Origin of the sequence: Microbacterium sp. CH1 (assembly GCF_001595495.1) — a bacterium.
GTDB lineage: Bacteria > Actinomycetota > Actinomycetes > Actinomycetales > Microbacteriaceae > Microbacterium.
Map to the genome: position 1 here is coordinate 320,921 of NZ_LOSO01000011.1, position 23,213 is coordinate 344,133.

The following is a 23,213-nucleotide window of genomic DNA, read 5'->3' on the forward strand; positions in this document are numbered from 1 at the left end:
GGTCACGCCAGGACGGGGCGTCCGGGGCGTCCGGCCAGCCGCAGCGCCGCGACCAGCAGCAGCACCGCGAGGGCGGCGGTGGAGACGGTCGTGCCGAGGACGAGCAGCAGCACCACTCCGGTGAGACCGAGGACGGTTCCCACGGCCAGGCGGCGCCGCGAGGACGTGGCTTGCGGCGAGGGGTGATTCTCGAACCGGTCGACACGGACCGCGACCATCGCGGTGAGGACGACAGCCGTCAGGAGCCACAGCGGGCGGGCGGCCCACCACTCCGCACTGTCGAGCGCGGGCAGAGTGAATCCGCCGAGGAGGGCGGCCACGGCCGTCGCCCCGGCCATCGCCAGCAGCACCGGCATGTGCCAGAGGTAGATCGTCATCGTCCGCCGCGTGACGAAGGCGGTGAACGCGGCCACCGGACGGCGACGACTGAGGCGCCCGATCTGCGCACGGTACAGGGAGAACAGGATCGTGTGGATCAGCCCGACCAGCAGCAGGGCGCACGTGGGCGGATTGATGTTGGCGATGAGGTCGGGGGAGTACGCGCCGATGAGGAACAGGGCGACGAGCACCCCGAGGGCGCCGATGCCGATCGTGACGCGGGTCCGGCGACGAAGGGCGTCCACGCGGCCGTCGGCGAGGAGGAATCCGAGTTGCTGCATCGTCAACCACACGAAAGCGAGGTTGAGGAAGCCCACGGCGTCCGTCCCGGTGACGGCCCGCAGGACATCGACCGCCACGGCCGCGGTGGCGAGGACGGTGATCGTGCGCAGGGGCGCGCGCTCGTGCAGGGCGACGAGCGCGGGAAGCAGCGCCTGACACAGCAGGAAGACCCCGAGGAACCACAGCGGCTGTCCGTATCGGAAGCCGGCGACCGCGATGAGATCCGGCGCGACACCGAGGACGGTGAGCACCGCGAGCGCGAGCCCGACCGCGCCGACCGTGAACAAGGCCGGACGCAGGAGCCGGTGCACCCGACCGGCCACGAAGGCGGTGGCGCTGCCGCCGCGGGCGCGCAGGCGCCGGTACGCGAGGAGCCCGGAGAATCCACCGATCACGAAGAAGAGCGGCATCACCTGCAGCACCCAGCTCAGCGGCGCGATCCAGCTCGTGCCGTCGCTCGCGTTCTCGAACACCGGCCCGGTCTCGGACACGGTGACCCCGACCATGACCGCGTGCAGCAGGACGACGCCGAGCACGCACAGCGCCCGGACGAAATCGATGCCGGTGTCGCGGTGGCCAATGGGGGCGGGTACGGCGGGGGCGGGGGTGCTGAGGCGTGGAGCCGCGGCGATGACCATGAGTCCTCCTGGGAACGGTGTCCTCGGAGGCTATGGAGGCGGTGGTGGACGGGACATCACTCCGTGGTGCCGTCCTGACCCCTACGCAGGGGTGACTCAGGCGGAGGGCTCGACCAGACCGGTGTCGTACGCGAGGATGACGGCGTGCACACGGTCGCGGAGACCGAGCTTCGCGAGCACCTTGCCGACGTGGGTTTTCACGGTCTGCTCGGCGATGAACAGGTCGCCCGCGATCTCGGTGTTCGACCGGCCCTTGCCGATGAGGACGAGGACCTCCCGCTCGCGGTCGGTGAGATCGGCCAGGGCGGTCGCAGACCGCCGTGAGGCCGGCCGCCGTCCGGCGAACTGCTCGATCATGCGCCGGGTCACGCTGGGGGCGAGGAGGGCATCGCCGCCCGCCACCACGCGCACGGCGTGCACGAGCTCCTCCGGAAGAGCGTCTTTGAGCAGGAACCCGCTGGCCCCGGCGGCGAGGGCGTCGTAGACGTAGTCGTCGATGTCGAAGGTGGTGAGCATGAGGATCCGCGGCACGTGCGCGGCAGGATACGACGGACCGAGGATGCGGCGGGTGGCCTCGATGCCGTCGAGCTCCGGCATGCGGACGTCCATGAGGATGACGTCGGGATCGAGCCGCGCGGCGAGCGTCACGGCCTCCGCGCCGTCGGCCGCCTGGCCCACCACGCGGATCCCCTCGTGCGCGTCCAGCAGGGCGGCGAAACCGGCGCGGACCATCGCCTGGTCGTCGGCGATGAGTACGCTGATCGTCACGGGTTCTCCTTGTCTTCCGCCGAGGCGGTCGGGGTGGTCGGTGCGGCCGTCGCGGACAGCGGCAGGGTGGCCTCGACGGTCCAGCCGCCGTCGTCGGACGGCCCGGCGGCGAGGCTTCCGCCGAGCAGCTCGGCGCGCTCGCGCATTCCCCGGAGGCCGTAGCCGCCGGAGGGGCTCTCGGTCGGCTGCGGCGGTGCGGCGTTGCGCACACGGATGTGCAGGGCGTCGGCGTCGGCATGGAGCCGGACGGTGACGCGGGCACCGGGCGCGTGGCGGACGGCGTTGCTCAGCGCCTCCTGCACGATGCGGAAGGCGGCGATCTGCACGCCGGGTCCCGCCGCGGAGGCCACTTCCATCCCCTCCAGCACGAGGCCGACCTCCACCCCTGCCCTGCGGATCGTGTCGACGAGGGCCGGGACGTCGTCCAGTCCCTGCTGCGGTGCGAGCTCGGCGTGCTGGTCCTCGGTGCGGAGCACTCCCAGCATGCGCCGCATCTCGGTGAGCGACGTACGCGCGGTGGCGGCGATGTCGTCGAACTCGGCGGCGGCCTCGGCGTCGAGGTCCGCGATCCGGTAGCGCGCGGTCGACGCCTGCACCTGGATCACCGACATGCTGTGCGCCACGACGTCGTGCAGCTCCCTGGCGATCCGGGTGCGCTCTTCCACGAGAGCGCGCCGGGATTCCTCCAGCGCGCTGTGCTCCTTCTCCCTCGTCAGCTCCGCCGCGACACGCACGCGACCGGCGACGAGGACGGCGATGAGCAGCATCGCGGCAGCGACCGAGGTCGTCACGATGAGATTGGCGGTTGCGCTGCCGGAGCTCGCCGGCGTCGCGACCATGTCCGGGCGCACCAGCGGCGCCGTCAGCGAGGTCAGTGCGCCGATCACGAGGGTGAGGCCTCCGAGGCGGGCTCCCTGCACGAAGGACATCACGCCCACGAGGAGGACGAAGGCCAGGAGCGCCGGTACCGACCAGGGCCAGGGGGAGTGGATCGCGCGCGCCGGCTCGACGAGGAGCGGTAGCAGGAAGGCGCCGGCGGCGAAGACGACGATCGCCGTCCGCGGCCGGGAGGGGACGAGGAGGGGAGCGCCGCATACGGCGGCGCCGAGCAGGAAGGACAGGGGCAGCGGCGTGCCGGAGAGCACCGTCTGCAGGGAGACGAGGAGCGCGTACAGCACGACGACCGCCGCAGTCAGCGCCACGAGGGCGCCGGTGCGACGGCTCATCCGTGGCGGGCGCGGGGTGCGCTCTCGGCGGCGTGCCATGCGTCTCATCCTGCCAGGTGCGCGACCGGCGTACGGCGTCGGCGGAGCGCCGCGATCCGGTCGATGATCACACCGACGAGCAACGCGACGACGATGCCGATCGCGGCGCTGAGCACGGGCTGGTCGTGCAGCCAGGCGCCGGCGAGGAGCCCGATCGCGAGACTGAACACGCTCCAGCTCACACCGGCGATGAGGCTCAGCGGGAGGAACCGCCGCCAGGGGAACCCGAGCGCTCCGGCGGACATGTTCACCGCGACGCGTCCGATCGGGATGTAGCGGGCGCCGAGGATCAGCGTGGCACTGCGGCGATCGAGGGCGCGCTGCGCGAAGGCGAAGGCGGCGGCGACGCGGGGGCGCCGCATCCAGGCGAACCTCGTCGTGCCCAGTCGGCGCCCGATGAGGAACGCGATGTTGTCGCCGATCGCGGCGCCCAGGGCGGCGACGGCACCGAGCAGCACGATGTTGCCGTCGCCGGTGGACGCGGCCACCGCCGCCGCGGCGACGAGGACCGTCTCGCTCGGGACCGGCGGGAAGAACCCGTCGATCACAGTCACCGCGAAGAGCACGGCGTAGAGCCACGGGGAGGCGATCGCCTGCAGGATGAGGTCGTTGAGGATGTCCACTCCGGCACCGTAAGCAGGGGGTGGGGAGAGGGGCATCACTCCGGGGTATCGCCCCGGTCACCCTGGAGAGGGATATCCGTGCCGGGCGTCGCCACAGGCAGGGCGGCATATACTGGTTGGCTGGCCGCTCGGCCACCACCTCCTCCCGAACGAACGGACGTCCGCTGTGCTTGCCGTGCACGACCTCGAGATCCGCGTTGGCGCGCGCCTGCTGATGGAGAACGTCTCGTTCCGTGTGTCCGACGGCGACAAGATCGGCCTCGTCGGACGCAACGGTGCGGGCAAGACCACGCTCACCAAGGTGCTCGCCGGCGACGTGCTGCCCTCGGGCGGCACCGTCACCCGGTCCGGCGAACTCGGCTACCTGCCGCAGGACCCCCGTTCCGGCAATCCGGAAGACCTCGCCCGTACCCGGATCCTCGACGCCCGCGGCCTCGGCCAGCTCAACCTCGGCATGACGGAGGCCTCGCTCGCCATGGGCTCCGACGACCCCGCGGTCGCTGCCAAGGCGATGAAGCGCTACGCCGCGCTCACCGAGAAGTTCGAGGCGCAGGGCGGGTACGCGGCCGAGGCCGAGGCCGCGTCGATCGCGCACAACCTCTCGCTGCCGGACCGCATCCTCGACCAGCCGCTGTCGACCCTCTCCGGCGGCCAGCGTCGTCGCATCGAGCTCGCGCGCATCCTCTTCTCCGACGCGCAGACGATGATCCTCGATGAGCCGACCAACCACCTCGACGCCGACAGCGTGGTGTGGCTGCGCGAGTTCCTCAAGAACTACAAGGGCGGGCTGATCGTCATCAGCCACGATGTCGAGCTCGTGGGCGAAACCGTCAACCGGGTGTTCTACCTCGACGCCAACCGCCAGGTCATCGACATCTACAACATGAACTGGAAGAACTATCTGCGGCAGCGCGCTGCGGACGAGGAACGTCGCAAGAAGGAGCGGGCCAACGCCGAGAAGAAGGCGACGACGCTGCAGCAGCAGGCGGCGCGCTTCGGAGCGAAGGCGTCGAAGGCGGCGGCAGCGCACCAGATGCTCGCGCGCGCCGAGAAGCTCCTCTCCGGGCTGGAGGACGTGCGTCAGGAGGACCGCGTCGCGAAGCTGCGGTTCCCGAAGCCCGCCCCCTGCGGCAAGACCCCGCTCATGGCCTCCGGGCTGTCGAAGTCGTACGGCTCGCTGGAGATCTTCACCGACGTCGACCTCGCGATCGACCGCGGTTCCAAGGTCGTCGTGCTCGGTCTCAACGGTGCGGGAAAGACGACGCTGCTGCGCATGCTGGCAGGTGTCGACAAGCCGGACACCGGGCAGCTCGAGCCCGGACACGGCCTCAAGGTCGGGTACTACGCGCAGGAGCACGAGAACCTCGACGTCAGCCGCTCCGTCCTCGAGAACATGGTGTCCGCCGCCCCGCACATCACGGAGACGGAGGCGCGCAAGGTCCTCGGTTCCTTCCTGTTCACCGGCGACGACGTTCTGAAGCCGGCGGGTGTGCTCTCCGGTGGAGAGAAGACCCGGCTGTCGCTCGCCACGCTCGTCGTGTCGTCCGCGAACCTGCTGCTGCTCGATGAGCCCACGAACAACCTCGATCCGGCCTCGCGGGAGGAGATCCTCGGGGCTTTGGCCCACTACGAGGGCGCCGTGGTGCTCGTGTCTCACGACCCGGGTGCCGTGCAGTCGCTCAACCCCGAGCGCGTCCTCATCCTTCCGGACGGCGTCGAGGACATCTGGAGCCAGGAGTACCAGGACCTCATCGAGCTCGCGTAGGGGCGTGGCATAGTCGGAGGCATGGCGGCGCATTCGGTCCTTCCTCCCTCGGAACTCGCGGCGTGGTTGCGTGCGCAGCCCACCCTCACTGGGACGGCGCCGCCGCTGCACCTCGACGACCTTCCCGACGATCCGGTGCTGCTCTTCCGGGAGTGGCTCCGCGCGGCGGCCGCGGCCGGTGTCCCCGAACCGCACGCGGCGACGCTGGCGACGGTGGACGCGGACGGCATCCCGGACGCGCGCGCCCTGATCCTCAAGGACGTGGACGCGCGCGGCTGGGCCTTCGCCGGGGCCCGGTCCTCGCGGAAGGCCGCGCAGCTCGACGCGCAGCCCGTTGCGGCGCTGAACCTCTGGTGGCAGCCGCAACGGCGTGCCGTGCGCGTGCGGGGAACCGTGGAAGAAGCCACCGCGGCCGAGAGCGACGCCGACCTCGCAGCGCGCTCCGCGAGCGCACGTGCCGGTCTCGGGCCGGGAGACTGGGTGCTGTGGCGGGTGGTGCCGACGCGGGTCGAGTTCTGGCAAGGGGCGTCCGACCGGAACCACACCCGGATCGTGTACGACGTCGTCGCCCGCGGATGGCGGCATATCGTCACGGGCTCTGCTCGAGAGCGCTAGAGATCCAGAACGACCGAAAGCGTCCCGCAGGCGGGATCGAAATGGTGCTTCCCGACGGTCCGAAGGGCCCGTTTCCGATCCTGCAGCGGCAGGGTGGGCCGTCCGGGATCGAAAGGGTGCCGGGCAGCGCAGCGTCCGGCGCATTCTCGCGGTCGCGTGACGCTCGGCGGGTGCGTCACCGGGCGTCGAGCAGTTCGTCCTCGGCGTCCGCGTCGCGGTCGCGGCGTTTCGGTGCCTTCACCGGTGCCGGCTTCCCCTCGACCTCTTCGCGGTGCTTCACGATCTCCGTGCGGATGATGTACCCGATGAAGATGAAGCCCATGATGGCGAACAGGATCCACTGGATCGCATAGGACAGGTGCGGACCCGGGTCGTCGGTGGGGGACTCGAAGCCACCCAGCGCCGTCTCGGCGGCGGGCTGCTCCTCGACCAGGCGTCCGTACGTACCGGTGATCACCTCGTCGCCGACGAGGTCGGCGATGGACGGGAGGTGGATCGTGGGCACCTGGCCCTCCGGAGCCCCGCGTCCGGACCCGGGAAGCGGCTCGCCGGGACGCAGGCGGACGGTCACCGTGACCTCGCCGGACGGTGGAGAGGGGACAGCGTCCGGGAGCTCGCCCTCGCCCGGTGCCACCCAGCCGCGGTCGACGATGAGCACACGACCGTCCGTGTCGCGGAAGGGGACCAGCACCTCGAACGCGCTCGTTCCGCCGTGGGGACGGTTGCGGACCAGGAGCTGCTCGTCGGCGAGGTACTCGCCCTGCAGCGTGACGGGGCGCCATTCGTCCGCGGGGTCGAGCTCGTCCTCGGCGACCACGTCGGCGAGGGGGACGGCCGGGGCGTCGTAGTTCTGCTCCACCAGCGCGATCTGCTCGGCGCGGGATTCGTTCCTCTCGAACTGCCAGTTGGAGAGGAAAACGCAGGCGATCGCGAATCCGATGGCGATGAGGACGTACACGCCCCAGCGGGTCAGGCGGTTGCTCATGAGGAGGGCACCCCGTCTCGCACCGTCACCGGGAAGTCCCGCGCGGCCAGGTAGTCGTGGAGGAAGCCGACGTGCTCATCGCACGCCAACCAGATCTTCTCGCGGTCGGCGGCGTGGATACGCGGGTTGCGCCAGACGACCTGCCTCGTGGCTGCGCTCCGGCAGCCGGCGCGCGAGCAGATGAGCGCGCTCATCGGTCGGTGCGGCCTTCGCGGATGGTGATGACGTCGGGGGCGGTCTCCGGAGCGAGCGATGGTGCGGGCGGCGCGTCGATCTCGCGCATCGGCGACTCGGCGGCGGTCTCCGTGCTGTCGCTGCCGGCGTTCGCGAAGACGACGGCGATGTACGGGAGCACGGCGGCGGCCAGCGCGAACACCCAGGTCCACCAGCCGAACGGCTGCACGAAGAACATCAGCCCGAAGCAGACGATGCGGATCGTCATCGTCAGGGCATACCGGCGCACACGATGGTCTCCCTCATCCCGCGGGGACTGCGGCAGTGAGGTGACGGCCGGGACTCGACGTGCGTTCTTCACGATGGTTCCAGCCTACGCCGCCGTGGCGACATCGGCATGCCCGGGCGAGGCGTCAGCTCGCGAAGACGAACGGCAGGGTGAAGGCGCCGAAGACGACGAGGCCGATGATCGTCGAGACGATGGTGAAGACCAGCACGCCGATCATGACGTAGCCGAGGATGAGCCCGGCGATCGCCATGCCGCGGCCGCCGAGACCGGGAGTGCGACGGATCTGTCCGAGCGCCATGTGACCGGTGATCACGGCCGCGATCGAGGCGAGCATCGGCACGATCGCCCAGAACAGCACGACACCGGCGATGCCGCAGACGAGGGAGGTGATCGCGAGTCCGCTGGACGGCCGCGCAGGCGCGGCTCCATACGGCTGCGGGGCCGCGTACTGCTGCGGGGCCGAGTACTGCTGAGGCGCCGAAGACGGCTGCGTGGCGGCGTTCGCCGGCGGTGCCGGCGGGAACCCCGGGTACGCCGGGGCGGAACCGGGAGCCGGGGGGAAGGCCGGGGGCTGCTCGCCGGACGAACCGGAGATACGGGGATCGCTCACGCTGGTGCCTTTCGTCGCCCTCAGAGTCCCAGGAGGCTCCCGGTCTGTCAAACCGCCGTCGTGAAGGCGGCACGGCAACGTCGCTAGGATCGATCACGGCCCGGAACCCCGGCCCTCGACCCCAGACCCAGGAGTGTCCCATGACCGCGGAGCGCGTCGTCCTCGTCACCGGAGGCAACCGCGGCATCGGCCGCGCCATCGCCGAGCGCTTCGTGCGGGAGGGATACCGGGTGGCGGTGACCGCTCGCAGCGGAGAGGGTCCGGAAGGCACCCTGACGGTGCGCGCCGACGTCACGGACGCCGCCGCTCTCGACGCGGCCTTCACCGAGGTGGAGCAGCAGCTGGGTCCGGTGGAGATCGTCGTCGCCAACGCCGGGATCACCAAGGACACCCTGCTCATGCGCATGAGCGAGGACGACTTCGACAGCGTCGTGGCCACGAACCTCGGCGGCACCTTCCGCGTCGTCAAGCGTGCGTCGAAGGGGATGCTGCGGGCACGGTTCGGACGGGTCATCCTCATCTCCAGCGTCGTGGGCCTGTACGGCTCCGCGGGGCAGACGAACTACGCCGCCTCCAAGAGCGCGCTGGTCGGTTTCGCCCGCTCGCTCACGCGTGAGCTCGGCGGACGCGGCATCACCGCCAATGTGGTGGCACCCGGCTTCATCGAGACGGACATGACGGCGGAGCTCCCCGAGGAGACGCAGAAGCAGTACAAGGCGAACATCCCCGCGGGGCGGTTCGCGACGCCGGATGAGGTCGCGGGCGTCGTGACCTGGTTGGCGAGCGACGACGCCGGCTACATCTCGGGCGCCGTCATCCCGGTCGACGGCGGTCTCGGCATGGGGCACTGACCCCCGCAGTCCTCGTCAGCGATCGATCGCGCGCACGAGGAGCTCCGCGAGACGCTCGGGCGCCGAGAACTGCGGCCAGTGTCCCGAGCCGATCCGGACGACCTCGGCGTCGCCGATCGCCCGATACTCCTCGGCGTACGGACCCCACTGGCTGATCACCGCGTCGAAGGCGTCTTGATCCAGCCCTCCCATCAGCAGGGTGACCGGGATGCGGTACCGTGCCGGGTCGTGCAGAGCGAGCTCATCCGTCGGCACCCGCGCGGGGACGCTGTGCGTGAGCGGGGCCGTCCTCGCACGGGTCGCGTCGTCCAGATCGTGCACGTCCTCGTCGGGGAAGAAACCCCAGCCCGGGAACGGGACGACACCCTCCTGCACCGGGAACTCGCTGATGCCCGAACCCGGGGGCGGCGGCACGGTGTCGACGAAGACGGCCCGGGTCACGCGGTCCGGTCGCGCGTCGGCGACGCCCCAGGCGACGTTGCCTCCGCCGCTGTGCCCGACGACCACCACGTCTCCCTCCGCGGCATCGACGGCGGCGACCGCGGCGGCGACCCAGTCGTCGATCCCGACACCCGCTGCCGTCTCCGCAGACGCGTCGGGCCCGGGCATGGTCAGCGGACGAGGGCGATGCCCGGCGCGCTCGAGGGCAGGCACGACGTCGTCCCAGCTGGAGGCGTCGAGCCAGAGGCCGGGGATGAGGATGATGTCCATGACCCGACCGTAGACCCTGCCCCGGACATCGGCCAGGGTCAGGGGAGGAGCGGGATGACCGTTCCGAGGTCGACCGGGCCGATGACCAGGCTCGCGGACTCGCGGACGGCGGGCTTGGCGTTGAAGGCGAGCCCCAGGCCGGCGACCGCCATCATCGGGAGGTCGTTGGCGCCGTCGCCGATCGCGATGGTCGCGTGCGGCGCCACGCCGAGCTCCTCGGCCCAGGTGCGCAGCCAGAAGGCCTTGGCCGCGCCGTCGACGATGTCACCGTCCACCCGCCCGGTGAGCGCGCCGTCGGCGACCTCGAGGCGGTTCGCGCGCCACCGGTCCACGCCGAGCCCTGGCGCGACGTCGTCGAGAATCTCGTGGAACCCGCCGGAGACGACGCCGACGACTCCGCCCTGTGCGTGCACGGCGGCGGTGAGGTCGCGGACGCCCGGAGTCGGCTCGACGCGGGCGCGAACGCGGGCGAACGCCTCGACGGGAACGCCCGCGAGGGCAGCCACCCGGGAGCGGAGGCTGGTCGCGAAGTCGATCTCCCCGCGCATCGCGGCTTCCGTGGCCGCCTGCACCTCGGCGCGACGGCCGGCCTCCTCGGCGAGGAGCTCGATCACCTCGTTCCGGATGAGCGTGGAATCGGCATCGAGGACGACGAGGAATCGCGCGGTGGTCACCCCCCGAGCCTAGCGACCGGGGGACCGGAGCCCACGCCGCATGACGCGTCAGCGTTCGATGAACACGCCCTTGCCCACGACCGTGATCCCCGACTCCGTGACTGTGAACCCGCGGGCGAGGTCGCGTTCGCGGTCGACACCGACCGTGGCGCCGTCGGCGAGCACGACGTTCTTGTCGAGGATCGCGCGGTGCACGCGGGCGCCCTGACCGACGTGGACGTGATCGAACACCACGGAGTCCGTGATGGTCGAGCCGCCGCCGGCCAGGGTCCACGGCCCCACGACGCTGCGTTCGAGGTGCGTGCCGGAGAGCACCGACCCCAGCGAGACGATCGAGTCGATCGCGTTGCCGATCCGCCCCACGGAGTCGCGGACGAACTTCGCCGGCGGGGAGTTGACCGCCTGCGAGTGGATCGGCCACTCCATGTTGTAGAGGTTGAAGATCGGGAGGGTCGAGATCAGGTCACGGTGCGCGTCGAAGAACGAGTCGATCGTCCCCACGTCGCGCCAGTACGAGCGGTCGCGCGGGGAAGACCCCGGGACCTCGTTCTGCTTCATGTCGTAGTAGCCGGCCTCGCCGCGGTCGACGAAGTACGGGACGATGTCGCCGCCCATGTCATGACTCGACGTCGGCAGCTCGCCGTCGGCCTCGACCGCCGCGATGAGGGCGTCCGTGTCGAAGATGTAGTTGCCCATGGAGGCCAGCACTTCGTGTGGGGAGTCCGCGAGACCCGTGGCGTCGGTGGGCTTCTCGAGGAACTGCCGGATGCGCCCGGACTCCGGGTCGGCGTCGATGACCCCGAACTGCGATGCCAGGGCTAGCGGCTGACGGATGCCCGCGACCGTCGCCTTCGCTCCGGACTCGATGTGCGCCTCGAGCATCTGCCGGAAGTCCATCCGATAGACGTGGTCGGCGCCGATCACGACGACGATGTCGGGCTTCTCGTCGTTGATCAGGTTCATGCTCTGCAGGATCGCGTCGGCGGATCCGGAGAACCACCGCTTGCCGAGCCGCTGCTGGGCCGGGACCGAGGCGACGTACGAGTCGAGCAGCGCCGACATCCGCCACGTCTGCGAGATATGCCGGTCGAGGCTGTGCGACTTGTACTGGGTCAGGACGACGATCTGTCTCAGCCCGGAGTTGATGAGGTTCGAGATGGCGAAGTCGATCAGGCGGTACTGGCCGCCGAACGGGACGGCAGGTTTTGCGCGGTCGGCCGTCAACGGCATGAGTCGCTTGCCCTCGCCGCCGGCGAGGATGATCCCGAAGACCTTCTTTGGAGCGGACATGGGTCCACCATAGATCCCGTTCGGCGCGGGGAACTAGCATCTGGACAACCCGCTCGATAGCGTCTAGGCATGCGAGTCGAGATGATCACCAAGGAGTATCCGCCGGAGATCTACGGAGGCGCGGGTGTGCACGTCGCCGAACTCGTCTCCGCACTTCGTCGGGACATCGATGTGACGGTGCGTGCTTTCGGCGCGCCGCGCGACGAGGACGGCACCTTCGCCTACCGCGCTCCCGAGAGCCTTTCCGCCGCCAACCCGGCGCTGCAGACGCTCGGGACGGACCTGGAGATCGTGTCGGCCATCGCGGGCGCCGACGTCGTGCACAGCCATACCTGGTACGCCAACTTCGCCGGACACCTCGCCTCCCAGCTCCATGGGATCCCGCACGTGCTCACGGCGCACAGCCTCGAGCCGCTGCGGCCGTGGAAGGCCGAGCAGCTCGGGGGCGGCTACGCCGTGTCGAGCGGCATCGAGAAGCTCGCCTACGAGAACGCCGCCGCGGTGATCGCCGTGAGCGCCGGCATGCGCGCGGACATCCTCCGCAGCTATCCGCAGGTCGACCCCGCGCGGGTCCGGGTGATCCACAACGGGATCGATGTGGAGCGCTGGCGTCCGGTGCAGGATCCGGCCTTCCTCTCCTCGATCGGTATGGATCCTGACCGCCCCTCGGTGGTCTTCGTCGGACGCATCACACGGCAGAAGGGGCTGCCTTACCTTCTGCAGGCGGCACGGCTGCTGCCGCCCGAGGTCCAGCTCATCCTCTGCGCCGGTGCTCCGGACACGCCGGAGATCATGGCGGAGGTCCAGGAGGGGGTGCGGCTGCTGCAGCAGACCCGAGAGGGCGTGGTGTGGATCGAGCGGATGCTGCCCCGGGACGAGCTGTCGGCGATCCTGGCCGCGGCGACCACCTTCGTCTGCCCCTCCGTCTACGAGCCGCTCGGGATCGTGAACCTCGAGGCCATGGCCTGCGGAGCGGCCGTCGTGGGAACCGCGACCGGCGGCATCCCCGAGGTCGTCGACGACGGCGTGACGGGCCGCCTGGTCCCCATCGAGCAGGTGCAGGACGGCACGGGCACACCGACCGACCCCGACCGCTTCGTCGCCGATCTCGCGGCAGTCCTCACCGAGGTCGCCACGGATCCGGCGCGGGCGCGGGAGTACGGGGAGGCCGGTCGGGAGCGGGCCCGCACGCAGTTCAGCTGGGGCGCGATCGCCGACGAGACCCGCGCGCTCTACGCAGAGCTGTCCGCCTGAGCCGATAGGCTTTCGGTATGCCGATCGCTCTGGAGTTCACCGACGTCGTCGTGCGCCGAGAGGGGCGCAACATCATCGATCACGTGACCTGGCAGGTCTCTGACGATCAGCGATGGGTGATCCTCGGGCCGAACGGTGCGGGGAAGACGACCCTGCTGCAGCTCGCGGACACGCTGATGCACCCCACCTCGGGCACGGTCACCGTTCTCGGCGAGACACTCGGACGCGCGGACGTCTTCGAGATCCGTCCGCGGATCGGGTTCGCGTCGTCGGCCATGGCCAAGCGCATCCCGCGTGACGAGACGGTGCTCAACACCGTCCTCACGGCGGCGTACTCCGTGCTCGGGCGCTGGAACGAGAGCTACGAGGACATCGATGAGCGGCGTGCGCTGCGCGTGCTGGGCGACTGGCGTCTCGCGCACCTCGCCGACCGCACCTTCGGCACGCTGAGCGACGGTGAGCAGAAGCGCGTGCAGATCGCCCGGGCGGTCATGACGGACCCGGAGCTCCTGCTGCTCGACGAGCCGACGGCCTCGCTCGACCTCGGGTCGCGCGAGGAGCTGCTGGCTCTGCTCGGCGGCTATGCGTCGGCGCCGACGACGCCCGCGATGCTCATGGTCACCCACCACGTCGAGGAGATCCCCGTCGGGTTCACGCACGTGCTGCTGATCCGCGACGGCGCCGTGGTCGCCGCGGGCCCGATCGCGGAGACGCTCACCGCGGACGCCCTCGGCGAGACCTTCGGCATGCCGATCGCGCTCAGCAGCGAGGACGGGCGCTACTCCGCCCGCGCCGCGTCCTGACCTCGGCCCTCTCGTGGGTTACTGAGCTCGGTTCCGATGGGTTACTGACCTCGGTTCCGATGGGTTACTGACCTCGGTTCCGATGGGTTACTGAGCTTGTCGAAGTACTGGTAGAATCGATCCTTGGTGCGTTCGGCACCACAGACTTCCCTCGTCCCTGGCACAATCCAGGGCAGCAACAAAGGAATCCCATGAAGACTGACATTCACCCCGAGTACAAGGCTGTCGTGTTCCGCGACCTGGGTTCGGGCGAGACCTTCCTCACCCGCTCCACCGTCACGAGCGACAAGACGATCGAGCTGGACGGCGTGGAGTACCCGGTGATCGACGTCGAGATCTCCTCGGCCTCGCACCCCTTCTACACGGGCAAGCAGCGCATCATGGACTCGGCCGGCCGCGTCGAGAAGTTCAACCAGCGCTTCAAGGGCTTCGGCGGCTCCTCCAAGTAAGACCGCCCACGAAGGCCCCGTACTCCTCCGAGTGCGGGGCCTTCGTCATGTCCGGGGTGGACGAGTCGCTCAGACGTCGATGACGATGCGTCCGCGCTCGATACGGCCCGGCGGATCTCCGGGGGTCGGCGCCGGGACCGTGCGCCGGATAGATCGCGGAGCGCGGCGGTGGCACCCGTCGCGCGGCGGAGGTCAGCGGAGGCGGCGTCCGTGGGCGAGGTCGATCAGCCGCTCCAGCACGGGCCCCGTCCGCAGGCCGTTGTGCTCGTGCTCGCTCGTCACCCAGGGTGTCACACCGGGAAGGAGACGGGCGGTCTCCAGCGAGAACTCCAGGGGCACATACACGTCGTTCACGTACACGGCGGCCGCGCCCGTCGCCCCGGAGGCGGCGAGGGCGGCGGTGTCGTAGATCCGCGGCCAGGGGTGCTCCGCCAGGATCGACGTCACCTCGCGCCAGGGCTGCAGCGCCGGGACGGTGTCGGCCCACTCGCGGCGGATGTGCTCGCCCGTGAAGAGCGTCGGATCGTCGCGGAAATCGGTCGGCTCGACGCGCTCGGCGGACCACCGCGTGGTGTGTCCGTTCGCATAGCTCGACTCGTGGAAGGCGTAGTACAGCGGGTTGCGGCCGCCGAAGGGCATGGCGTGCTGGAGGTCGTGCCGGAAGGCGTTGGATGCGGGATCCCGTTCGAGCAGCGACCAGACCGTCTGCCAGCCGTCGTCGGTGCCGAGAGCGGAGCCGACCGAGCGGAGGCGGGAACGCGATACGACCTCGCCGTCGGGGAGGACGAGCTCACCGGCGTCCGCGAGATCGATCAGGCGTCGCATGACGTCGCGGTGCTCCGGGAAGCGTCGGTAATACCGCTCGGAGGCCGTGCGCATCTTGTCGTAGCAGAGCGCGTACACCTCGTCCGGATCGCGCTCGACCGTGCTGAGACCGCCGGTGATGAAGACATCATCGAGGGAATCCGCGTGGGTGGACAAGTAGGCCAGCGTCGTGAACCCGCCGAAGGACTGCCCGAGGACGCTCCAGGTCGATGCCCCCAGATGCTCCCGCAGTGCCTCGCAGTCGCGCACGATGGCATCGGCACGCAGGTGCGTCAGGTACTCGGCGACGGCTTCGGCGCCCTGCGCGAGGTCGCCGTCGCCGACGGGGGAGGAGAGGCCGGTGCCGCGCTGGTCCAGGAGCACGAGCCGATAGTGCGCGAGGGCCTGATCCAGCCACGCCGGTGCCGCGGAGGAGTGGAAGGGGCGCGGCGCCTCGTGGCCCGGCCCGCCCTGCAGGAAGACGAGGTAGGGGAGCGCCTCGCCTCCCTCCCGTGCGACGACGCGAGCGAACACGTCGATCGTGCGGGTGTCTGCCGGGTCGTCCCAGGCGAGGGGGACCGTGAGCGTGTGATCCTCGACGGCGAGGTCGAGCAGGCGGCGGCGGATGACAGTGGTCATTGTCACATCACATTCCCGATGTAGGAGTACTTCACGAAGACCTCGGCGGCGATGCCGGACTCGTCGAGGACACCCTGGACGGCCGTCATCATGTAGTTCGAGTCCCAGCCCATGTAGAGGAAGTGCGTGTCATCGAGGTCGTCCCACTGCCCCTTCCACGCCTTGTCGCGGTAGATCGGGCCGCCGTGGCTCGCGCAGTACGCGAGAGCGGCCTCGGTCGTGTCGGTCCAGGCGCGACGGAACACGCGGTTGAACAGGTGCTTGACGTCGTAGACCTCCCACCGCTCGCCCCGGTACTCCACGTAGTCGAACTCGCGCTCCCACCCCGCGGGCCAGCCGCGGCGGCGCACGGCGTCGAGGATCGGCGTGAGGCCGTCGTCGTCGATCTCCGGCAGCGCGGGTCGTGCCCACACGCGGACGAGGTCGGCCGTCAGCGCCACCGTTCGTGCGGTGATGGCCGCCGTGCCCCAGGATTCCTCTGCGGCGAGGGCGCGGGTGGCCGGCACCGCGCTGCGGGCGTAGGCCTCATCGCGTTTGGCGGGGAAGGAAGCGCCGAACACCCGCTCCGTCAGCCCCTGCTCCAGGAGCGTGAGGTTGCCGAGGGTCGGTGCGAGGGCGCGGTGGCTGTTCTGCTCGTCCTCGGAGTACTCGCTCCAGGGACGCACACCGTCGCCGGACCAGGCGTCGCCGGGCACGGCGGGCACGACGTGCTCGACGTCGAAGCCGTCCACGTCGTCGACGCCCTCGAGCCGGCCGAGCACGTAGGCCGGATACGGCAGCTCGCTGTACTTGAGCACGGCGCTGACCCGCTCGTCCGACGGGGTGATGCGCGCGATGGCGCGGGCGAGGGCGTCGTGTCCGTCACGACGGGCGCGACAGAGACGGGCGATCAGGCGTTCGGCGGGAAGGTTCACGAGCGCGCGACGAAGGAACATCGCCTGCAGCCACTCGAGCGTCTCGAGGAGCTGACTCCGGTCGATGAGGCCACGCGCGTGATCGCTGTAGGCGCTCATGACCAGCGGGGAGGAGGAGCGTCCGAACGTGTTCACGTACCCCAGCTGCCGCGCGATCTCCGGGTCCTGCTCCTTCGTCGGATCGAGGAGGATGCCGTAGATCTCCGCGTAGTGCCGCCACGTCTCGGCGTCGGCCTGGAGGTGGGCGACGTCGACGCGCGGGAACGACTGGCGGAAGGCGCTGTACACGCCGTGCTCGCCGTTCGCCGCCACCTCACGCCCCGTCACGAGCACGAGGTAGTGGCGCCAGAACGCGCCGATCGCCTCGCCCGTGTGCTGCTCGATCGGCAGCCAGAACCGCGCTTCCACATCCATCTGCTCGGCGTGGTTCAGCCCCATGAGGATGTAGTTGTGGATCAGCTCGTGATCCCGCAGCGGCTCGCCGGTGGAGTTCAGGCTCTCGAAGATCTGCTGCGCGTTGGCCTGGGCGCCGAGCGTGATCGAGACGTGCTCCAGGCGCTGCAGCCCCTGCCAGATGAACGGCACCTCGTCGGCATGGATCTGGCTGCGGAAGAACGCGTAGTTGTCGTCGAAGCGCGATTCGCGGTCGACGTCGTCCCGGCGGTCGAGCACGACCGACTCGTAGAGATCGGCCCAGGCGTCGTGCGGACGGAGCTTCGTGCGCTCGGGATCGTCGGGGCGGACCAGCACGCGGGCGAGGTCGGCGGCGAGCTCCGGATCGCGGTCACGCACCGAGTGATGCAGCGCGGCGACGAGGAGCATGAGCGTGGTGAGGCGCTGCTGCCCGTCGATGAGGATGAGGTCGGCGTCCGGACCGGAGCCGTCCTCGGCGGAGAGGATCGAACCGATGAAATGGCGATGCGCGTCGTCTTCCGCGGCCACCGCCCTGACATCGGAGAGGAGCCGCTCGCAGCCGCCGATGTCCCAGCGGTACTGCCGCTGGTAGACCGGGACGACGATGGTCGTGCGTCCCGCCGCGAGCCATTCGATCGTGTTGACTGCCGTCGCCTCGACGTTGGTCGCGGTGCTCATGCTGGTGTCTCGTCCTCCCGTAGCGACAGGCGCCACGGACGCGCCGGGTGCCCCGCCCAGTCTATTCGCTTATCCACGGCGACCCTCCGGGGGAGCGCCAGGTCCCGCTGTTAGCCTTGCCTTATCAGGGCCTGTTAAAACGTGCTGGCCCCCGATGAAAGGAACATGACTCGATCATGGGATACATTAAGTCCGCAGCGCTGGAGGAGAAGGGCTTCGTCGTCCTCGACAGCTACGACCAGGAGGCCGACCCCAAGGAGTGGCTCGACATCGAGTACGTCGACTGGAAGTCCTCGGGCGACACCCGGTTCGCGCCCCTCGCCAGCGCCTTCGGCGACATCGAGTGCAACGGCTTCTGGAACCACAAGCCGCCGCGCACCGACAAGGACGGCGTCTGGATCGACGAGCAGACCGCCAAGGCCCCGAACCTCACCCGTCGTGCGCAGGAGCCCGGTGCGAACGTCGGCCGCTGCCGCGTCATCGAGCTGCAGCCGACCCCGTACGGCGACTGCCTCTACAACCTCCACCAGGACGACAACAACCGCCTGAACCCGGACGGCACCGGCTGGGTCGTCCGCGGGTTCTTCAACCTGACGGACGACAAGGACAGCTACTTCGTCCTGCGTGAGAACCGCACGGACCCCAGCATCGAGTACCGCATCGCCCTCCCGGCCGGCGCGCAGCTCATTGTCGACACCCAGCGTCTGTGGCACGCGGCCACGCACAACGGCACCGACCCGCGCTACTGCCTCATCACCTCGTGGACCTCCGGTCCCGAGCTCGACGCCTACATCGAGAAGTACCACGGCACCGACGACGTCCCGAACGTCGAGGTCCCGCAGGACGTGCTCGAGTTCGGCTACGCCGAGCAGGCCCGCAAGGACGCCGCTCGCGCGGCCTACTATGCCGCGAAGGGCCAGCAGGTCAAGCAGGCCATGAGCGAGGCCTGAGCGTCCCCATACTGGGTCGCTGAGCGTCCCCACGCTGGGTCGCCTGAGCTTTCCCACACTGGGTCGCTGAGCTCGTCGAAGCGCCCGAAGGCCCCGGTCACGGACCGGGGCCTTCGTCGTCGAATCACACGCTTGTGATTTCGCGGGAACTCGGCGAGAATGGGCGCACAACCGCATACTCTCGCCACTTCGTGGTTCAGGTCGTAGGGGAAGACGCACCTGATGAAACGGAGAGATCATGGCGACGGCTTACGCACGCGGAGTGGTGTTCATCCACTCGGCGCCTCGCGCGCTCTGCCCGCACCTGGAATGGGCGGTGGGTCGCGCTATCGGGCGTGCGGTGAACTTCGACTGGACCGAGCAGCCCGTGCTGACCGGCGCACGCCGCGCCGAGTTCTACTGGGACGGTCCCGTCGGTACCGGTGCTGCCCTCGCGACTGCGATCCGGGGCTGGGAGCACCTCCGATTCGAGGTGACCGAAGACCCGACGCCGCGCAGTGACGGCGGTCGGTGGCTGCACACGCCGGACCTCGGCATCCACTACGCCCAGACCGATGCCGCCGGCAACATCGTCATCGGCGAGGACCGCATCCGCTACGCGATGGAGATCGCCGCGGGCAACGCCGTCGAGCTGCAGCGCGAGCTCGACATCGCCCTGGGCTCCGCCTGGGACGAGGAGCTGGAGCCCTTCCGTCACGCCAGCGACGACGCGCGCGTCGTCTGGCTCCACAAGGTCGGCTGACCGACCGTCGATACCGGGTGCGCGGAGGCGTGAGTATCGGATTCCGGTGAGTGATCCCGGACGCTGAGAAGACGAATCCCCGCTCCGCTCGACGAAGACCCCGCCCCGGGCGACCGGGCGGGGTCTTCGTCTGCCCCGGTCAGATCACGGCCGCGTGCGCGAGGTCGTCGACGGTGTTCACTCCACCGCCGCGCACGTCCGCCCAGGCTTGTGCCAGGCGCGTCATCGCCTCTGCCGCACGCTCGGGTGGGAGCGTGATCGGGATCCGGAGTCGCCGCTCCAGCACGCCGCCGGTCGTGAAGCGCGGGCCGGGCGGCAGGATGAGTCCCCGTTCGCGGGCAGCGAGCGAGAGGGTCGTCGACAGGGGAGCGCCGAGATCGATCCAGGCGGAGAGGCCGCCGGGCGTCTCCGGCATCCGCATGCCCGGGATCCCGGCGATTCCCACGGTCACGGTATCCCGCCCGGCCTGGAGACGTCGCCGGACGTGCTGGGTCAGTGCCGGGACGTCGTCGAGCAGCTCCACGGCGATGCACTGCTCGAGGAGGGCCGTGCCGAGCTCGAACGAGGGGCGGACGGCCAGCAGCCGGGCGATGACCGAGCGCTCGGCGCGGATCCAGCCGATGCGCATGCCTCCCCACGCGATCTTCGACATCGATCCCACGGTGATCACGTTCGGGCCCTCGGCTGCCATCGGCGTCGGAACCCATCCCCGGTCGATGTCCAGCTCAGCCGTCGTCTCGTCGACGATCAGGTGCGTGCCGGTGTTGCGGGCCGTCGTCGCGATCCGGGACCGCTCCTCCTGCGGCAGCGTCGCTCCGGTGGGGTTGTGGAAGTCCGGGATGAGGTACGCGACGTGCGGGCGCGCTGTCCGCAGGGTGTCGGTGAGGTGCCGCGTGTCCCAGCCGTCGGTGTCGACCGGCGTCGGCACCAGACGGTAGCCGTGCCGGTGCAGAGCCTCGAGCGCATGCGGGAACGTCGGCTGCTCCACGAGGGCTCGTTCGCCGCGGCGGCCGATCGCCGTGAGGATGAGGTTGACGGCGTTCAGGGCGCCCGAGGTGATCATGATCTCGTCGGCCGAGGTCGCCGCGCCGCGTTCGGTGAATCGGCGGGCCACGGCTTCTCGGAGCTCGGGAAGGCCCTGCAGCGAGTAGCCGCTCGTGCCCCGCAGCGCCGCCAGCCGGGGGAGGGACCGCACGGTCGCGTCGTACAGGCCGGGGGTCGAGTCCATCGAGGCGATCGACAGGTCGATCGCCTCGTCGTCCGCGTCGGGGGTGGCGGCCGCCGGGCCGTGCGGGAGGGTCACTCTGGTGCTTCCGCCATGATGTCGGGACACGTAGCCGCCGGCCTCGAGAACGCCGTAGGCGCGGGTGATGGTCGAGCGTGACCGCCGCAGCTCGAGGGCGAGGGCCCGTTCGCTCGGCAGTCTCTCGCCGACCGTGAGGCGTCCGTCGAGGATGAGGGCTCTGATGCGGTCGGCCAGGCCCGACGCCGAGGCGTCGTCGATGTCCTGCGTACCGAGCTGGGTGACGAGACGGGAGGCCATGCCTCCAGCCTGCCGCAAAGTGGCCTTCCATGTGCAGACCACTTTTCGCTCAGTGGTCGGCCTCGTCCCGCCTTCGTGCGGGCCACGATGGAGAGATGCTCTTCCGTGCCGTCTTCCTGCCGTTCACCGCGACCAGCCGTCGAGACCTGGTCGAGCGCCTGGTGCAGCTCGTGGGCGGGCTCTTCCTCTACGGCGTCGCCCTCGGCTTCATGGTGCGAGGCGGCATCGGCGTCGCGCCCTGGGACGTCCTGTCGCTGGGTGTCGCACGCTGGACGGGCCTCGGGTACGGGGTCGTGACGGTGCTGATCTCGATCGTCGTCCTGCTGCTGTGGATCCCGCTCCGTCAACGGGTGGGTCTCGGCACCCTGCTCAACGCGCTGCTCATCGGCCCCTTCGCCGACCTCACGCTCCTCGTGCTGCCTGCTCCGCCGTCCGTGTGGGTGGGGGCGCCCATGTTCGTCTTCGGACTCGTGCTGCTGGCGTTCGCCACCGGACTCTACATCGCGGCGGACTTCGGCCCCGGACCGCGCGACGGACTCATGACGGGGCTCGTCCGGGTGACCCGGTGGCCGATCTGGCTGGCGCGGACGGTCCTCGAAGGCTCCGTGCTCCTCGTCGGCTTCCTCCTCGGCGGTCCCGTGGGCGTCGGCACCGTGCTGTTCGCGTTCGGTGTCGGCCCGTTGATCGGCTGGTTCCTCCCGCGGATCGAGCGGCGCCGCCGCGAGCGTTCGCAGCGCCTCGCCGTCCGGGCGAGCGCCCCCGCGGGTCCCTGAGCCTGTCGAAGGGCTGGAGCAGCCCGCGCGCATGACGAAGGCCCCCGGGATCACATCCCGGGGGCCTTCATCGTGAACGCGGAAACGGTCAGTCGACGCCGCCCAGCACGAGCACGGCGTTGTGTCCGCCGAAGCCGAACGAGTTGCTGATGGCGATCTGCGGGCCGTCGCCGAGCGGAGCCGCCTCTCCGGACAGACGGAACGGCACCTCCGGGTCCGGCTCGGTCATGTTGATCGTCGGCGGGGCCACGCGGTCCCGCAGCGCGAGGAGGGAGAAGATCGCCTCCAGCGCGCCGGTCCCGCCCAGGAGGTGTCCGGTCGACGCCTTGGTCGCCGACACCGGGATCTCGTCGATCCGGTCGCCGAAGACGTTCTTCAGCGCGACGTACTCGTTGGGGTCGCCGACCGGGGTCGAGGTCGCGTGGGCGTTGATGTGCGTCACCTGGTCGGGCGTGATGCCGGCCTCCTCGAGTGCCTGGATCACGGCACGCGCCGCCCCCTTGCCCTCCGGGTCGTTGCCGGTGATGTGGTACGCGTCGGCCGTCACGCCGCCGCCGAGGACGTAACCGTAGATCTTCGCGCCGCGGGCCTTGGCGTGCTCCTCGGTCTCGAGGATGAGGGCCGCGGCGCCCTCGCCCATCACGAAGCCGTCGCGGTCGATCGCGCCGGGTCGAGAGGCGTGGGCCGGGTCGTCGTTGCGGCGCGACAGCGCCTGCGCGGACGCGAACGCGGCCATCGTGATCGGGTGGATCGCCGACTCGGTGCCGCCGGCGATGACGACGTCGGCCAGCCCCTCCTGCAGGTGGTGGAAGGCGTGGATGATCGACTCGGTGCTGGAGGCGCACGCGCTGACGACGGTCTGCGCATAGGCGCGGGCCTCGAACTGCAGCGACAGGTTGCCGGCGGCCGCGTTCGGCATCAGCATCGGCACGGTCAACGGCATGACCCGGCGGGGGCCCTTCTCGCGCAGCGTGTCCCAGGCGTCGAGCAGCGTCCAGAGGCCGCCGATCCCGGTCGCGAAGTCGACGCCGAGGCGCTCGGGAGCGACCTCGGGCGAGCCCGCGTCCTCCCAGGCCTCGCGCGCCGCGATGAGCGCGAATTGCGAAGAGGGGTCGAGACGCTTCGCCTCGTGGCGGGGCAGCACCTCTTCCGGGCGGACGCTCGCGGAGGCGGCGAACGTGACGGGCAGGTCGTACTCCTGCACCCAGTCGTGCTCGATCGTGCGGGCGCCGGAGGCACCGGCGAGAAGGTTGTCCCAGTTCTCCGGGGCCGTCCCGCCGATGGCGGAGGTGGCGCCGATGCCGGTGACGACGATGCGCTTGGTCATGAGGT

Annotated in this window: 24 protein-coding genes; 9 read left to right on the forward strand and 15 right to left on the reverse strand. The window is 70.2% G+C overall.

Features of this window, described 5'->3' with window-relative positions:
- Positions 1–2: 2 nt before the first annotated feature.
- The 4 genes from AUV07_RS04875 to AUV07_RS04890 all read right to left on the reverse strand — a co-directional run bounded on the left by AUV07_RS04875 (position 3) and on the right by AUV07_RS04890 (position 3,954).
- Positions 3–1,298, reverse strand: coding sequence for an acyltransferase family protein (locus AUV07_RS04875; protein WP_062634322.1), 1,296 nt, complete (start codon positions 1,296–1,298; stop codon positions 3–5).
- Between the two features lie 96 nt (positions 1,299–1,394).
- Positions 1,395–2,066, reverse strand: a complete 672-nt coding sequence (locus tag AUV07_RS04880; RefSeq protein WP_062634324.1) for a response regulator — start codon at positions 2,064–2,066, stop codon at positions 1,395–1,397.
- Complete coding sequence (locus tag AUV07_RS04885; RefSeq protein WP_062634326.1) at positions 2,063–3,331, reverse strand: sensor histidine kinase; 1,269 nt, start codon at positions 3,329–3,331, stop codon at positions 2,063–2,065. The genes AUV07_RS04880 and AUV07_RS04885 overlap by 4 nt, the downstream gene beginning before the upstream one ends.
- A 5-nt stretch (positions 3,332–3,336) precedes the next feature.
- The gene (locus tag AUV07_RS04890; RefSeq protein WP_062634328.1) at positions 3,337–3,954 is read right to left on the reverse strand and encodes a DedA family protein; all 618 of its coding nucleotides are present in this window, start codon (positions 3,952–3,954) and stop codon (positions 3,337–3,339) included.
- Positions 3,955–4,120: 166 nt separating this feature from the next.
- On the opposite strand from AUV07_RS04890, the gene AUV07_RS04895 reads away from it, so the two are divergent.
- Both AUV07_RS04895 and AUV07_RS04900 read left to right on the forward strand, forming a co-directional pair.
- On the forward strand, positions 4,121–5,719 hold the full coding sequence (locus tag AUV07_RS04895; protein WP_025103638.1) for an ABC-F family ATP-binding cassette domain-containing protein: 1,599 nt from the start codon (positions 4,121–4,123) through the stop codon (positions 5,717–5,719).
- Between the two features lie 21 nt (positions 5,720–5,740).
- Positions 5,741–6,334, forward strand: coding sequence for a pyridoxine/pyridoxamine 5'-phosphate oxidase (locus AUV07_RS04900; protein WP_062634330.1), 594 nt, complete (start codon positions 5,741–5,743; stop codon positions 6,332–6,334).
- 175 nt (positions 6,335–6,509) lie between these two features.
- Here the strand turns inward: AUV07_RS04900 and AUV07_RS04905 are convergent, their stop codons facing one another.
- From AUV07_RS04905 to AUV07_RS17755, 4 genes are read right to left on the reverse strand one after another with little or no spacing between them, the layout of a single operon-like run.
- Positions 6,510–7,319 carry an SURF1 family cytochrome oxidase biogenesis protein gene (locus AUV07_RS04905; RefSeq protein ID WP_062634332.1) on the reverse strand — a complete coding sequence of 270 codons (810 nt, stop codon included), beginning with the start codon at positions 7,317–7,319 and terminating at the stop codon, positions 6,510–6,512.
- Positions 7,316–7,513 (reverse strand): hypothetical protein, encoded by a 198-nt coding sequence (locus AUV07_RS04910; protein ID WP_062634334.1) that lies wholly within the window; start codon positions 7,511–7,513, stop codon positions 7,316–7,318. The genes AUV07_RS04905 and AUV07_RS04910 overlap by 4 nt, the downstream gene beginning before the upstream one ends.
- On the reverse strand, positions 7,510–7,854 hold the full coding sequence (locus tag AUV07_RS04915; RefSeq protein WP_025103634.1) for a DUF3099 domain-containing protein: 345 nt from the start codon (positions 7,852–7,854) through the stop codon (positions 7,510–7,512). The genes AUV07_RS04910 and AUV07_RS04915 overlap by 4 nt, the downstream gene beginning before the upstream one ends.
- A 52-nt stretch (positions 7,855–7,906) precedes the next feature.
- The gene (locus AUV07_RS17755) at positions 7,907–8,392 is read right to left on the reverse strand and encodes a DUF4190 domain-containing protein (protein ID WP_062634335.1); all 486 of its coding nucleotides are present in this window, start codon (positions 8,390–8,392) and stop codon (positions 7,907–7,909) included.
- A gap of 140 nt (positions 8,393–8,532) precedes the next feature.
- On the opposite strand from AUV07_RS17755, the gene AUV07_RS04925 reads away from it, so the two are divergent.
- Positions 8,533–9,243 carry a beta-ketoacyl-ACP reductase gene (locus AUV07_RS04925; RefSeq protein WP_062634337.1) on the forward strand — a complete coding sequence of 237 codons (711 nt, stop codon included), beginning with the start codon at positions 8,533–8,535 and terminating at the stop codon, positions 9,241–9,243.
- Between the two features lie 15 nt (positions 9,244–9,258).
- On the opposite strand, the gene AUV07_RS04930 is transcribed toward AUV07_RS04925, so the two are convergent.
- The 3 genes from AUV07_RS04930 to AUV07_RS04940 are packed head-to-tail and all read right to left on the reverse strand — an operon-like array spanning position 9,259 to position 11,918.
- Entirely contained in the window at positions 9,259–9,954 is a 696-nt protein-coding gene (locus AUV07_RS04930) for an alpha/beta fold hydrolase (protein ID WP_062634338.1), read from the reverse strand.
- A 38-nt stretch (positions 9,955–9,992) separates the two neighbouring features.
- Entirely contained in the window at positions 9,993–10,628 is a 636-nt protein-coding gene (gene serB / locus AUV07_RS04935; protein WP_062634340.1) for a phosphoserine phosphatase SerB, read from the reverse strand.
- A 48-nt stretch (positions 10,629–10,676) separates the two neighbouring features.
- Complete coding sequence (locus tag AUV07_RS04940) at positions 10,677–11,918, reverse strand: glucose-1-phosphate adenylyltransferase (protein ID WP_062634342.1); 1,242 nt, start codon at positions 11,916–11,918, stop codon at positions 10,677–10,679.
- Between the two features lie 69 nt (positions 11,919–11,987).
- On the opposite strand from AUV07_RS04940, the gene glgA reads away from it, so the two are divergent.
- From glgA to AUV07_RS04955, 3 genes are all read left to right on the forward strand, one after another.
- On the forward strand, positions 11,988–13,172 hold the full coding sequence (glgA, locus tag AUV07_RS04945) for a glycogen synthase (RefSeq protein ID WP_062634344.1): 1,185 nt from the start codon (positions 11,988–11,990) through the stop codon (positions 13,170–13,172).
- A 17-nt stretch (positions 13,173–13,189) separates the two neighbouring features.
- A complete protein-coding gene (locus AUV07_RS04950) occupies positions 13,190–13,975 on the forward strand; it encodes an ABC transporter ATP-binding protein (protein WP_025103627.1) in 786 nt (261 codons plus the stop codon).
- A gap of 191 nt (positions 13,976–14,166) precedes the next feature.
- Positions 14,167–14,424, forward strand: coding sequence for a type B 50S ribosomal protein L31 (locus AUV07_RS04955; RefSeq protein WP_025103626.1), 258 nt, complete (start codon positions 14,167–14,169; stop codon positions 14,422–14,424).
- Positions 14,425–14,616: 192 nt separating this feature from the next.
- Here the strand turns inward: AUV07_RS04955 and AUV07_RS04960 are convergent, their stop codons facing one another.
- Together AUV07_RS04960 and AUV07_RS04965 are read right to left on the reverse strand one after the other, a co-directional pair.
- Positions 14,617–15,873 carry an alpha/beta fold hydrolase gene (locus tag AUV07_RS04960; RefSeq protein ID WP_197462115.1) on the reverse strand — a complete coding sequence of 419 codons (1,257 nt, stop codon included), beginning with the start codon at positions 15,871–15,873 and terminating at the stop codon, positions 14,617–14,619.
- Positions 15,870–17,873: a DUF262 domain-containing protein gene (locus tag AUV07_RS04965; protein WP_062634347.1), complete on the reverse strand. Its 2,004-nt coding sequence runs from the start codon at positions 17,871–17,873 to the stop codon at positions 15,870–15,872. The genes AUV07_RS04960 and AUV07_RS04965 overlap by 4 nt, the downstream gene beginning before the upstream one ends.
- Positions 17,874–18,049: 176 nt before the next feature.
- On the opposite strand from AUV07_RS04965, the gene AUV07_RS04970 reads away from it, so the two are divergent.
- Positions 18,050–18,823, forward strand: a complete 774-nt coding sequence (locus AUV07_RS04970) for a hypothetical protein (protein WP_025103622.1) — start codon at positions 18,050–18,052, stop codon at positions 18,821–18,823.
- A gap of 238 nt (positions 18,824–19,061) precedes the next feature.
- Positions 19,062–19,565: a DUF3145 domain-containing protein gene (locus AUV07_RS04975; protein ID WP_025103621.1), complete on the forward strand. Its 504-nt coding sequence runs from the start codon at positions 19,062–19,064 to the stop codon at positions 19,563–19,565.
- Positions 19,566–19,704: 139 nt separating this feature from the next.
- Here the strand turns inward: AUV07_RS04975 and yczR are convergent, their stop codons facing one another.
- Entirely contained in the window at positions 19,705–21,108 is a 1,404-nt protein-coding gene (yczR, locus tag AUV07_RS04980; RefSeq protein ID WP_062634349.1) for a MocR-like transcription factor YczR, read from the reverse strand.
- A gap of 95 nt (positions 21,109–21,203) precedes the next feature.
- Here yczR and yczE point away from each other — a divergent pair, with 95 nt between their 5' ends.
- Positions 21,204–21,881 (forward strand): membrane protein YczE, encoded by a 678-nt coding sequence (gene yczE, locus AUV07_RS04985; RefSeq protein WP_062634351.1) that lies wholly within the window; start codon positions 21,204–21,206, stop codon positions 21,879–21,881.
- An 88-nt stretch (positions 21,882–21,969) separates the two neighbouring features.
- Here the strand turns inward: yczE and AUV07_RS04990 are convergent, their stop codons facing one another.
- Positions 21,970–23,208 (reverse strand): beta-ketoacyl-[acyl-carrier-protein] synthase family protein, encoded by a 1,239-nt coding sequence (locus AUV07_RS04990; protein WP_025103618.1) that lies wholly within the window; start codon positions 23,206–23,208, stop codon positions 21,970–21,972.
- Between the last annotated feature and the right edge of the window lie 5 nt (positions 23,209–23,213).

What these genes read in the sequence shown, in the direction of transcription:
- AUV07_RS04875 (WP_062634322.1), bottom strand. Translation starts at nt 1,298, where the DNA reads ATGGTCATCGCCGCGGCTCCACGCCTCAGCACCCCCGCCCCCGCCGTA.
- AUV07_RS04885 (WP_062634326.1), bottom strand. Translation starts at nt 3,331, where the DNA reads ATGGCACGCCGCCGAGAGCGCACCCCGCGCCCGCCACGGATGAGCCGT.
- AUV07_RS04900 (WP_062634330.1), top strand. Translation starts at nt 5,741, where the DNA reads ATGGCGGCGCATTCGGTCCTTCCTCCCTCGGAACTCGCGGCGTGGTTG.
- AUV07_RS04905 (WP_062634332.1), bottom strand. Translation starts at nt 7,319, where the DNA reads ATGAGCAACCGCCTGACCCGCTGGGGCGTGTACGTCCTCATCGCCATC.
- AUV07_RS04910 (WP_062634334.1), bottom strand. Translation starts at nt 7,513, where the DNA reads ATGAGCGCGCTCATCTGCTCGCGCGCCGGCTGCCGGAGCGCAGCCACG.
- AUV07_RS04925 (WP_062634337.1), top strand. Translation starts at nt 8,533, where the DNA reads ATGACCGCGGAGCGCGTCGTCCTCGTCACCGGAGGCAACCGCGGCATC.
- AUV07_RS04930 (WP_062634338.1), bottom strand. Translation starts at nt 9,954, where the DNA reads ATGGACATCATCCTCATCCCCGGCCTCTGGCTCGACGCCTCCAGCTGG.
- AUV07_RS04940 (WP_062634342.1), bottom strand. Translation starts at nt 11,918, where the DNA reads ATGTCCGCTCCAAAGAAGGTCTTCGGGATCATCCTCGCCGGCGGCGAG.
- glgA (WP_062634344.1), top strand. Translation starts at nt 11,988, where the DNA reads ATGCGAGTCGAGATGATCACCAAGGAGTATCCGCCGGAGATCTACGGA.
- AUV07_RS04950 (WP_025103627.1), top strand. Translation starts at nt 13,190, where the DNA reads ATGCCGATCGCTCTGGAGTTCACCGACGTCGTCGTGCGCCGAGAGGGG.
- AUV07_RS04955 (WP_025103626.1), top strand. Translation starts at nt 14,167, where the DNA reads ATGAAGACTGACATTCACCCCGAGTACAAGGCTGTCGTGTTCCGCGAC.
- AUV07_RS04965 (WP_062634347.1), bottom strand. Translation starts at nt 17,873, where the DNA reads ATGAGCACCGCGACCAACGTCGAGGCGACGGCAGTCAACACGATCGAA.
- AUV07_RS04970 (WP_025103622.1), top strand. Translation starts at nt 18,050, where the DNA reads ATGGGATACATTAAGTCCGCAGCGCTGGAGGAGAAGGGCTTCGTCGTC.
- AUV07_RS04975 (WP_025103621.1), top strand. Translation starts at nt 19,062, where the DNA reads ATGGCGACGGCTTACGCACGCGGAGTGGTGTTCATCCACTCGGCGCCT.
- yczR (WP_062634349.1), bottom strand. Translation starts at nt 21,108, where the DNA reads ATGGCCTCCCGTCTCGTCACCCAGCTCGGTACGCAGGACATCGACGAC.
- yczE (WP_062634351.1), top strand. Translation starts at nt 21,204, where the DNA reads ATGCTCTTCCGTGCCGTCTTCCTGCCGTTCACCGCGACCAGCCGTCGA.
- AUV07_RS04990 (WP_025103618.1), bottom strand. Translation starts at nt 23,208, where the DNA reads ATGACCAAGCGCATCGTCGTCACCGGCATCGGCGCCACCTCCGCCATC.